Consider the following 10,954-nt stretch of genomic DNA (forward strand, 5'->3'; position numbering starts at 1 on the left):
GCGCCATGGGCCTTGAAATAAGCGCGCGCGCCGTCGCCGCCGACTTCCTCTGCACCCGCCATCAATACGCGGATGGTGCGACGGGGCTGGCCTGCCTTCGCCACCTGCAAGGCCGAGGCCGCTGCAATGGCGCACCCGCTGGCGTCATCGATTGCGCCGGTGCCCTGATCCCAACTGTCGAGATGGCAGGCCGCGACGACAACGCCCGCCGCCGGATCGCTGCCCGGAATTTCGGCAATGACATTGCCCGATGGCTGATCCTTGAGCATCTTCGATGTCAGGGTGAGGTGCAGCTTGACCGGCTGTCCGCGCGCAATGACGCGGGCGAGTTGTTCGGCATCGGGTACGGAGAGCGCCGCGGCCGGGATCGGCGTGACGCCATCGGCCCACATCTGCACGCCGGTATGGGGCATGCGGTGATGGTCAGTGCCGATCGAGCGGATGAGGATCCCGATCGCGCCCTTCTTCGCCGCGATGCTTGGCCCCTGCCGACGCGCTGCGCCGAAATAGCCGTAGGAGGAGCCGTCCTGCGTTGCTTCCATACCATGGCTGACGAAGGCGATCTTGCCCTTCAGGCTCGCATCGGGGGCCGCTTCCAGATCGGCGAGGGTCGGGAAATAGACGACTTCGCCGGTAATCCCCTTGTCCGTGGTCGATCCGCTATTGCCCAGCGCCGCCAGCACCAGATTTTGCGGGAAGGGCGAAAGGATCTTCGCTTCGTCGCGCCCGCGCACCCATACCGGCATGGTATAGGGTTCGGCCCGCACATTGCTTAACCCCAGCGCCTTGAGCTTGGCCACTGCCCAGTCGCGTGCGCGCGCCTCCTGCGGTGTGCCGGCCGGGCGCGGCCCGACTTCGGTGGTCAGCCCTTCGGTAAAGTCCCAGGCGACATCATCCTTGAGCGCCGCCTCGCGAATCGCGGCGCTGTCTGCCGGGGCGGCGAGGGAGAGGGTGGGGGTGAAAGCGCTGCCAAGGAGGAGGGCGGCCAGCGTGCCCGATCGGATTTTCTGCATGGATGAGAGCGTAGCTGGCCATCACCCATTTGCCAATGCGTCCCGCCTCCGCTAACTCCGCGCCAAATCCTTTCTCTGTCTTTATTCGGAGCTGCAGAACCCATGTCCGCCTCCTCGCAATATGCCTATGTCATGAAGAGCATGACAAAGACCTTCCCCGGCGCGCCCAAGCCGGTGTTGAGCAACATCAACCTGCAATTTTATCGCGGGTCCAAGATCGGCATCGTCGGGCCGAACGGCGCGGGTAAATCGACCCTGATCAAGATCATGGCCGGGATCGACACCGATTTTTCGGGTGAAGCCTGGCCGGGCGAGAATATCACGGTCGGCTATCTGGCGCAGGAGCCGCAGCTCGACCCCAACAAGAATGTCCTGGAAAACGTCAAGGACGGTGCCCGCGAGATTGCGGACAAGATGGATCGTTTCAACGAGATCAGCAACATCATGGCCGATCCGCCCGAAGACGTCGATTTCGACGCGCTGATGGAGGAAATGGGCACGTTGCAGGAGCAGATCGACGCGGTCGATGGCTGGACGCTCGACAATCAGCTTGAGATCGCGATGGAAGCGCTGCGCTGTCCGCCGTCCGACCTGTCGGTCGAAAATCTGTCGGGCGGTGAAAAGCGCCGGATCGCGCTGACCCGGCTGCTGATCCAAAAGCCCGACATTCTCCTGCTGGACGAACCGACCAACCATCTGGATGCCGAAAGCGTCACTTGGCTGGAAAATCACCTGAAGGAATATGCGGGCGCGGTGCTGATGATCACCCATGACCGCTACTTCCTCGACAATGTCGTGGGCTGGATCCTCGAACTCGATCGCGGCAAATATTTCCCCTACGAAGGCAATTACTCCACCTATTTGGAGAAGAAGGCCAAGCGTCTGGAGCAGGAGGACCGCGAGGCCACAGGCCGCCAGAAGGCGATCAACGACGAGCTGGAATGGATTCGGGCCGGAACCAAGGGGCGTCAGACCAAGTCCAAGGCGCGTATCAAGAAGTTCGAGGAACTGGTCGCGGGGCAGAATAACCGCTCGCCCGGCAAGGCGCAGATCGTCATCCAGGTGCCAGAGCGTCTGGGCGGCAAGGTCATCGAGTTTAAGGGCATCAGCAAGGCCTATGGCGACAAACTGTTGTTCGAAGATCTGTCCTTCCTGCTGCCGCCGGGCGGCATCGTCGGCGTGATCGGGCCGAACGGCGCGGGTAAATCCACGCTGTTCAAGATCATTACCGGTCAAGAAACGCCCGATAGCGGCGAAGTCGATATCGGCACGACGGTTCGGCTGGGCTATGTCGATCAGAGTCGCGATCATCTCGACCCAAGCAAGAATGTCTGGGAGGAAATCTCCGACGGTCTCGATTATGTGAAGGTCAACGGCCATGACATGTCGACGCGCGCCTATGTCGGGGCCTTCAACTTCAAGGGGCAGGACCAGCAGAAGAATGTCGGCAAGCTGTCGGGTGGTGAGCGCAACCGCGTCCACATCGCCAAGATGCTGAAAAAGGGCGGCAACGTGCTGCTGCTCGACGAACCGACCAACGATCTCGACGTCGAAACGCTGGGTGCGCTGGAAGAGGCGATCGAGAATTTCGCGGGCTGCGCCGTGGTCATCAGCCATGACCGTTTCTTTCTCGATCGGCTTGCCACCCACATATTGGCGTTCGAAGGCGACAGCCATGTCGAATGGTTCGAAGGCAATTTCGAAGCCTATGAGGAAGATAAGCGCCGCCGTCTGGGCGATGCGGCCGATCGGCCCACGCGCCTCGCCTACAAGAAGCTGACCCGATAATAGCGCATCACGGATTTTTGACGATGACCAACTCTACCCCTCCGTTTCGGGCCGATCATGTCGGCTCGTTGCTGCGGCCTGCCGCTGTTACCGCTGCCCGAAAGGCGTTTTTCGAAGAGGGGAGCATATCCCGCGCGGAATTGACCGCAATCGAAGATGCCGGGATCGTCGAAGCGGTCAAGATGCAGGAATCCGTGGGCCTCAAGGTCGTGACCGACGGCGAAATTCGCCGGTCCTTTTGGCATTATGATTTCATGGGCGGGCTGACCGGCTTCGATCTGGAACAGCGTGACCCGGAAGAAGGCGCGCAATTCCATGGCGTCAAATTGCGGCCGACCTTCCCGGTCATCACGGGCAAGCTGGACTTCCCGGCCGACCATCCGATGCTCGACCATTTCCGGTTTCTGGCGAAAACAACCAGCGTGACGCCGAAGATTTCGATTCCTGGCCCCAGCTGCTGCCATTTTCGGACCGCGAAGGAGGATATTCGCGTCCCCGAATATGCCGATCTCGGTGTGCTATTTGCGGACCTGTCCGCGACTTATGCCAAGGCAGTTCAGGCTTTTTACGACGCGGGTTGCCGCTATCTGCAGATGGACGACATCTTCTTCGCCTATCTGTGCGATCCCAAGCATCGGGCGCAGAAAGTGGCCGAAGGCATTGATCCTGACTGGCTGATCACCGCCTATGCCCGTATGATGCAGGACGCGATCAAGGATCGTCCCGCCGACATGTTGATCGGGATGCATATGTGCCGCGGCAATTTCCGCTCCACCTGGGCGGCCGAAGGGGCCTATGATCTGGCGGCCGATGCCATCTTCAATCAGACCGGCGTCGATCTGTTCTTCATGGAATATGATAGCGAGCGGGCCGGTGGCCTTGAGCCGCTGCGCTTCCTCGCCAAGGGCAAGCAGCGGGTCTATCCCGGTTTCATCACGACCAAGGTGCCCGATCTGGAGCCGATCGACGGTTTGAAGCGGCAGATCGAGGAAGCGGCGAAATATGCCGATATCGACCAGCTCGGCATCGCGCCCCAGTGCGGCTTTGCCTCCACCGAAGAGGGCAATGCGATCACGCCGGATGAGCAGCGGGCGAAGCTCGAACTCGTCGTGCAGACGGCGCAAGCCATCTGGGGCGAAGCCTGATTTTATTGCGGTTGCAACATTTGCAACCGCAAACCATCGCTTTGCACTTGTTATGATACCGCTATCAATGCAGGAAGACGGTGCCTTTCAGGCATCCTCTCCTAAAACTTTACGGGCCGGTCTTTGCGAAGACCGGCCCTTTTTTGTGTGATTGTCGGTAGCGTAGCGGCTTTCCGTCGGGCGGATCAATTGACCCGCTTGATCCAGACCTGCCCGCCTTCGCGCGTTTCCGAGATGAAATTGGGGATGTCCTGCACCAGGTCGGACAAGCGTTTATAGCCATAATTGCGCACGTCGAAGCTGGAGCGGTTGCCGGCCAATTGGCCCACCGATCCCAGCCGCACGAAGCCGCGTTCGTCGCGGGTGACCGATCCATAGGCATCGATCAGCAATTTTATGACTTCCTCGTCCACGGCTTTCTTCGCCACCGGGGCGGGTGGCGCGGCTTTGGCCGGACTGGCTTTCGCAGGCGTGCTTTTTTCTGTGGCTGGCTGCGACTTGGCGGCAGTTGCTGTCACTTTCTTTGCGACCGGCTTGGCCAGCGGCACTTCGGCTGCGGCCAATGCCGCGACGTCGATGAAGCGGGTGCAGGCGCGGCGGAAGCCTTCGGGCGTCTGGACCGAGCCGAAGCCATAGACCGGGATGCCCTGCTGCCGGATGCGGGTGACGAGCGGGGTGAAGTCGCTGTCGCTTGACATCAGGCCGAAGCCATCGACGCGGCCCGACGCCATCAGGTCCATGGCGTCGATCGTCATCTTCATGTCGGTGGCGTTCTTGCCTTTGGTCAGGTCGAACTGCTGTTGCGGCTCGATCGCCTGCGCGACCGAGAGCGCGGCCCAGGTCTTGAGCGTGGTCTTGCTCCAATTGCCATAGGCGCGGCGGATATTGACCGTGCCGAGTTCGGCCAGGACGGTCATCACCGGATCGAAATGCGCAGCGGACGCATTGTCGGCATCTATCAGCAGGGCGATATTGCCGCTGCCATCGCGTGTCGACGCCATATCAGTCCTTTCAGGCGGGCGAGAAAATGCCGCTTTGGTCGTCCATGACGTGCAACTGGCCATCGGCAATGGCGAAGAAGGCACCGACGAGTTTCAATTCGCCCTTGCGCTCCTTGGAGCGGACGCAGGGGAAGGTGCGCAGGTTGGCAAGGCTTACCTTAACTGCCTCCTGCTCCATCGCCCGTTCGACTTCGTCGCTACGTTCGTCGCCATGGGCAGCAATCACCGTCTCGCGTGCATCGTCGAGCAGTTCGATCCAGGCATGGATAAATCCGCCGTCGCCCGGTTCCGCATCTTTCAGATCATGGCTGAGCGCAGCCTTGCAGCCGCCGCATTTGCCATGGCCCATGACCACGATCTCGCCCACTTTGAGCACCTGCACCGCAAATTCCAGCGCTGCCGACACGCCATGATGGCCGGGCGTTGTTTCGAACGGGGGCACGAGGGCCGCGACGTTGCGGACGACGAAGATTTCGCCGGGGCTGCTGTCGAAAATCTGGGTCGGGTCGACGCGGCTGTCGGAACAGGCGATGACCATGACGCGGGGGCTTTGTCCTTCGTTCAATTCATCCCATCGGCCGCGCTGTTGCGCCCATCCGGTTTCACGGAAGCGGCGATAGCCTGCGAGCATGTCGGTAAAGTCGGTCATGCGACGGGGTGTGCCCGACAATATCAGCACTGGCAAGACCGGCCCTGCATCGCTATCTGGGGCCAATGAACGACATTGCCCCCATCCCCGTGCCCGGTCAGCCGGAGCGCATGCGCAAGCCCGACTGGATCCGCGTCAAGGCGCCGACCAGCCCCGCCTATCATGAGACGCGCAAGTTGATGCGGGACAAGGGGCTGGCGACGGTATGCGAGGAAGCGGCCTGTCCCAATATCGGTGAATGCTGGTCGAAGAAACATGCGACCGTCATGATCCTGGGCGATGTCTGCACGCGGGCCTGCGCCTTCTGCAACGTCAAGACGGGCATGCCGCGCAAGGTCGACGTTAATGAGCCGCAGAATCTGGCCGATGCGTCGGCGGAGATGGGGCTGGAGCATATCGTCATCACCTCGGTCGATCGCGATGATTTGCCCGATGGCGGTGCGTCGCAATTCGTCAAGGTGATCGAGGCGCTGCGCCGGACGACGCCCAACACGACGATCGAGATACTGACTCCGGACTTCCGCAACAAGCATGAGCGGGCGGTCGAGATGATCGTCGCGGCGCGGCCGGACGTTTATAACCATAATCTGGAGACGGTGCCGCGTCTGTACCCGACCATCCGGCCCGGTGCGCGCTATTATGCGTCGCTGCGATTGCTGGAGTCGGTCAAGCGGCTCGATCCGTCGATCTTCACCAAGTCGGGCATCATGCTGGGCCTGGGCGAAGAGCGGCTGGAAGTGCATCAGGTGATGGACGATATGCGGTCGGCCGATATCGATTTCCTGACGATGGGCCAATATCTCCAGCCCACGCCCAAACATACCAAGGTGATGGAGTTCGTCACCCCAGCGGCGTTTAACAGCTATGCGGCGATCGCGCGGGCCAAGGGCTTCCTGCAGGTTGCATCCAGTCCGCTGACCCGGTCGAGCTATCATGCCGGCGAGGATTTCGCGCAGATGCGCGCGGCGCGTGAAGCAAAGCTCGCCAAAGCGGCCGTGAAGGCCTGAATTCTCGATGCCCAAGCATAGCGAAACCCGCCATCTGCCCTACACGCCGACCCAGATGTTCGACCTGGTGTCCAATGTCGCGGCCTATCCCGAATTTCTGCCCTGGGTCAGTGCGATCCGGGTGCGATCGGACAGCGAAGCGGACATGGTTGCCGACATGATCGTGGGCTTCAAGGGGATCAAGGAAAGTTTCACCTCGCGCGTTCACAAGCATCGCCCAGACCATGTCCGGGTCGATTATATGGACGGGCCGCTCAAGCATCTGCACAATGAATGGCGCTTTCGCGATGACGGGCAGGGCGGGGTGTTGGTGGATTTCGAGGTCGAATTCGAATTCAAGAACCGCCTGTTCGAAATGCTCGCGGGCCAGGTGTTCGACCGCGCGTTACGCAAGATGATCGGCGCGTTCGAAACCCGCGCTGCAGCGCTCTATGGTGCAGAAGGTTCGGGCAGCAGCAGTTCGAGCGCGCATAGCGCCGCCTGAAGCCGGACGCCGCCGCGGCCGGTATCGCCGAAATGCCGCATGTCGGCGACGACCTTGTCCGCCGACGCGCCGCGTTCGGCGCGGGCGAAGACGACCGTGCCGACCGGCTTTTGCTCCGTGCCACCGCCCGGCCCGGCGATCCCGGTGATGGCGACGGCGACATGGGCGTGGCTTTGCTTGAGCGCGCCTTGGGCCATGGCCCAGGCGGTGGCGATCGAGACGGCGCCGAAGGTTTCCAGCACATCCTGAGACACTTTGAGAAGTTCGACCTTCATGTCGTTGGAATAGGTGATGAAACCGGCTTCGAACACGTCGGATGATCCGGCAATCTCCGTAAGCGCGGCTGATACCAGCCCGCCGGTGCAGCTTTCCGCTACGGCGACGGTGCGGCCTGCGCGCCGGTTGGCGATGATGACGCGCTCGGCGAGGTCGACGAGTTCGGTGGGAAGGATGTTGTCGGGCATGATGTCAGGATAGCGCGGGAAGGGAGAGGGTGGCAACCGCTTGCGCCGCAATACCTTCGCGCCGCCCGGCAAAGCCCAGCCGCTCGGTGGTGGTCGCCTTGACGCTGATGCGATCGATGGGCACCGCGAGAATGGAGGCGATGCGGGTTCGCATGGCGTCGCGATGCGGGCCGATCTTGGGCGCTTCGCAGATGATGGTCAGATCGATGTGATCGATCCGCCCGCTGCGCGCCGCCACCCGATCGCCCGCATAGGCAAGGAAGCGATCCGACGAAGCGCCGCGCCATTGCGCATCGGAAGGCGGGAAATGGCTGCCGATATCGCCTTCCGCCAGCGCGCCGAGCAGGGCATCGACGATGGCGTGGAGGGCGACGTCGGCGTCGCTATGGCCGGCGAGGCCACGATCATGCGGGACCAGCACGCCGCCCAGCCATAATTCTTCGTCCGCCGCCAGACGGTGGACGTCATAGCCCATGCCGACGCGCACGGTCATGGTGGGCGCGAGCCGGGCTTCGACGCGGGCAAAATCCTGGGGGTAGGTCAATTTTTCCAGTCCTTCATCGCCATCCACCATGATGACGTCATGGCCCGCTGCGCGGAGAATCTGCGCGTCGTCCGTCGCTTCGCGCGTGATGTCCCAACTCCGGTGCGCCGCGATGATCGTGTCGAAACGGAAGGCCTGGGGCGTCTGTACCCGAAACAGTGCGTCGCGGGGCACGCCATCGGCCATGCGCCCGTCCATGCCGCGCACCAGCGTATCGGCGACGGGCAGCACAGGAATCGCGCCCTCTGCCTCGTCCAGCGCGCCGAGCAGCCGGTCGATGACCGCGCTGGGCAGGAACGGGCGTGCGGCGTCATGGATCAAGACCCGCGCTGCGCCGTCCGTCGCTGCGATGGACTCCAGCCCGGCGCGCACGGAGCCGCGTCGGCTATCAGCGCCTTTGATGAAGGATGCCCCGCGATCGCCCAGCAACTTGCGGGCCGTGCCTTCCTGCCCTGCGCCCAGCACGATATGGATTGCATCGATCGCGCCATGCGATGCGAGCGCGTCATAGGCATGGGCCAGCACGGCCTTGCCCGCCACCAGGCGGAACTGCTTGGGCGTGTCGCCACCGGCCCGATTGCCCTGGCCCGCCGCGACGAGCAGGGCGACGGTCTTGTCGTTTTCGATCATGCGCCAGCGCATAGCCGAGTGCCGGGAGGGCCGCCAGACCCCATCCCTTGCCGACCCTTCCCATTTCGGCTATGGTCTGCCTGTTTTTTAGGCAGTAGCATCAGAGTTTATGTCCAGGCTTTCCCCCATTTCCATCGGCCCGGTGACCATCGCCACGCCGGTCGTTCTTGCGCCGATGACGGGCGTGACCGACATGCCGTTTCGCACGCTGGTCCGTCGCTATGGCTGCGGCCTCAATGTCACCGAGATGATCGCGACCGCAGCGATGATCCGTGAGACGCGCCAGTCGCTGCAGAAGGCGGCCTGGCATCCGTTGGAAGAGCCGGTGTCGATGCAATTGGCGGGCTGCTCGCCGACCGAAATGGCCGAAGCCGCCAAGCTGAATGCCGATCGTGGCGCAGCCATTATCGACATCAATATGGGCTGCCCGGTCAAGAAGGTCGTCAATGGCGATGCGGGCAGCGCGCTGATGCGCGACCTGCCGCTCGCCGCGGCGCTGATCAAGGCGACGGTCGAGGCGGTGGACGTGCCGGTGACCGTCAAGATGCGGATGGGATGGGACCATAGCAGCCTCAACGCGCCCGAACTGGCGCATATCGCCGAAGATCTGGGCGCGAAGCTGATCACCGTCCATGGGCGGACCCGGTGCCAGATGTACAAGGGCAGCGCAGACTGGTCCTTCATCCGATCGGTCAAAGAAGCGGTGAAGCTGCCCGTGATCGCCAATGGCGACATCTGTTCGATCGAGGATGCCGACATGGCGTTGGACCAGAGCGGTGCGGATGGCGTGATGATCGGGCGCGGTGCCTATGGGCGCCCTTGGCTGATTGGGCAGGTCATGGCTTGGCTGGAGCGGGGCGAGCGTATTCCCGATCCCACGCTGGAAGAACAATATCACGCGATCATAGGCCATTATAAGGCGATGCTCGATCATTATGATAACCATACCGGCGTTAATATGGCGCGCAAGCATATCGGCTGGTATACCAAGGGGCTGACCGGATCGGCCGAGTTCCGCCATGCCGTGAACCAGGAATCCGACGCGGCCAAGGTGCTCGACATGCTCGCTGGTTTCTACGCGCCGCTGATCGCCAGCGGTGCGGATGCCACCGCGATGCGCCAGGCGGCATGACCGTTGCCATGACGGTCGTCCCGCCGCTTCGCACGCAGCAGGACGGACCATCGCTCAGCGATCAGATGACGGCGTTGCCGGTCGCGACCCTGCTAGTGCGGCCGGACAATAATATTGCCGAGGCGAATGTCAGTGCCGAGACGTTGCTCAACATGGCGCGATCGGCGATCATCGGCAGCGACGTGGCGCGGACGATCCGTATCGCGGAGGCGGGCGCGCGCTTCGATATCTGGCACAGCAACAAGCCGATCGCCGCCTATGATATCAAGGTCCATGCCGGGCGCACCGCCGAGATGGAGGTGGACCTGATGATCTCCCCGATCATCGATCATGAAGGCTGGCGGGTGGTGTCGCTCCACGCGCAGAGCCAGGCGCGCAAGATCGGCCATCGCGGCACGTCGGGCGGGGCGCGCTCGGCCATGGGCGCGGCGGCGATCCTGGCGCATGAGATCAAGAACCCGCTATCGGGTATCAGGGGCGCAGCGCAACTGCTTGAATCGGGGCAGGACGGCCGTGACAGTGCCTTGACCCAGCTCATCTGCAACGAGGTCGATCGCATCGCCGCGCTGATCGACCGGATGCAGGATTTCACGACCGACCGGACGCTGGAATGCCGCCCTGGCAATATCTATCCACTGATCGACCGCGCGGCGGGGATTGCGTCGGCGGGATTTGCCAGAAACGTAAAGATCATAAAACATTATGATCCATCCTTGCCATTCGCCAACATCAATGAAGATGCGTTGGTGCAGGTGATGATCAATCTGCTCAAAAATTCGGCCGAGGCGCTGGATCAGGTCGAAAATCCCAGCATCCGCGTGGAGACGGCCTTTCGCCATGGCGTGTCCGTGGTGATGGGTGGAGGCAAGGGGAGTGCGGTCCTGCCGATCGAGATCGTCGTGGTGGACAATGGACCGGGCGTTCCCGAACATATATTGGACCATCTGTTCAACCCCTTCATCACTGGCAAACGGGACGGGCAGGGGCTGGGGCTGGCGTTGGTCGATAAGCTGGTCCGCGACATGAGCGGCTTCGTCCAATATTCGCGCGATGCGCAGGCGGGCGAATCGACCTTCCGCATCCTCCTGCCGATGGGC

Annotated in this window: 11 protein-coding genes; 6 read left to right on the plus strand and 5 right to left on the minus strand. The window is 62.3% G+C overall.

Annotated elements, in window-relative coordinates; genetic code table 11:
• Positions 1 to 1,013 (minus strand): M28 family peptidase (locus tag IL54_RS00710; protein ID WP_076605440.1); only part of this gene is annotated, 1,013 nt, incomplete at its 3' end.
• Positions 1,014 to 1,115: 102 nt separating this feature from the next.
• Here IL54_RS00710 and ettA point away from each other — a divergent pair.
• Together ettA and IL54_RS00720 are read left to right on the plus strand one after the other, a co-directional pair.
• Positions 1,116 to 2,801 carry an energy-dependent translational throttle protein EttA gene (gene ettA, locus IL54_RS00715; RefSeq protein WP_037472204.1) on the plus strand — a complete coding sequence of 562 codons (1,686 nt, stop codon included), beginning with the start codon at positions 1,116 to 1,118 and terminating at the stop codon, positions 2,799 to 2,801.
• Between the two features lie 23 nt (positions 2,802 to 2,824).
• Positions 2,825 to 3,946, plus strand: a complete 1,122-nt coding sequence (locus IL54_RS00720; protein ID WP_037472206.1) for a 5-methyltetrahydropteroyltriglutamate--homocysteine S-methyltransferase — start codon at positions 2,825 to 2,827, stop codon at positions 3,944 to 3,946.
• A 185-nt stretch (positions 3,947 to 4,131) separates the two neighbouring features.
• Here the strand turns inward: IL54_RS00720 and IL54_RS00725 are convergent, their stop codons facing one another.
• Together IL54_RS00725 and IL54_RS00730 are read right to left on the minus strand one after the other, a co-directional pair.
• Positions 4,132 to 4,947, minus strand: a complete 816-nt coding sequence (locus tag IL54_RS00725; RefSeq protein ID WP_037472208.1) for an NYN domain-containing protein — start codon at positions 4,945 to 4,947, stop codon at positions 4,132 to 4,134.
• Positions 4,948 to 4,957: 10 nt separating this feature from the next.
• Positions 4,958 to 5,596, minus strand: a complete 639-nt coding sequence (locus tag IL54_RS00730; protein ID WP_037472210.1) for a carbonic anhydrase — start codon at positions 5,594 to 5,596, stop codon at positions 4,958 to 4,960.
• A 65-nt stretch (positions 5,597 to 5,661) separates the two neighbouring features.
• Between IL54_RS00730 and lipA the strand changes: the two genes are divergently transcribed.
• Positions 5,662 to 6,603, plus strand: coding sequence for a lipoyl synthase (gene lipA, locus IL54_RS00735; protein WP_037472212.1), 942 nt, complete (start codon positions 5,662 to 5,664; stop codon positions 6,601 to 6,603).
• 7 nt (positions 6,604 to 6,610) lie between these two features.
• Complete coding sequence (locus IL54_RS00740) at positions 6,611 to 7,087, plus strand: type II toxin-antitoxin system RatA family toxin (protein WP_037472214.1); 477 nt, start codon at positions 6,611 to 6,613, stop codon at positions 7,085 to 7,087.
• On the opposite strand, the gene IL54_RS00745 is transcribed toward IL54_RS00740, so the two are convergent.
• Together IL54_RS00745 and IL54_RS00750 are read right to left on the minus strand one after the other, a co-directional pair.
• Positions 7,033 to 7,551, minus strand: coding sequence for a CinA family protein (locus IL54_RS00745; protein ID WP_037472215.1), 519 nt, complete (start codon positions 7,549 to 7,551; stop codon positions 7,033 to 7,035). The genes IL54_RS00740 and IL54_RS00745 overlap by 55 nt on opposite strands.
• Before the next feature lie 4 nt (positions 7,552 to 7,555).
• Complete coding sequence (locus IL54_RS00750; protein ID WP_443210078.1) at positions 7,556 to 8,725, minus strand: bifunctional 2-C-methyl-D-erythritol 4-phosphate cytidylyltransferase/2-C-methyl-D-erythritol 2,4-cyclodiphosphate synthase; 1,170 nt, start codon at positions 8,723 to 8,725, stop codon at positions 7,556 to 7,558.
• Between the two features lie 109 nt (positions 8,726 to 8,834).
• Here IL54_RS00750 and dusB point away from each other — a divergent pair, with 109 nt between their 5' ends.
• Together dusB and IL54_RS22480 are read left to right on the plus strand one after the other, a co-directional pair.
• Positions 8,835 to 9,857 (plus strand): tRNA dihydrouridine synthase DusB, encoded by a 1,023-nt coding sequence (gene dusB / locus IL54_RS00755; RefSeq protein WP_037472219.1) that lies wholly within the window; start codon positions 8,835 to 8,837, stop codon positions 9,855 to 9,857.
• A partial coding sequence (locus IL54_RS22480; RefSeq protein ID WP_076605441.1) for a two-component system sensor histidine kinase NtrB occupies positions 9,854 to 10,954 on the plus strand: 1,101 nt, incomplete at its 3' end. The genes dusB and IL54_RS22480, both read left to right, overlap by 4 nt.

Source organism: Sphingobium sp. ba1 (assembly GCF_000743655.1).
In the GTDB taxonomy this organism is placed as follows: Bacteria; Pseudomonadota; Alphaproteobacteria; order Sphingomonadales; family Sphingomonadaceae; genus Sphingobium.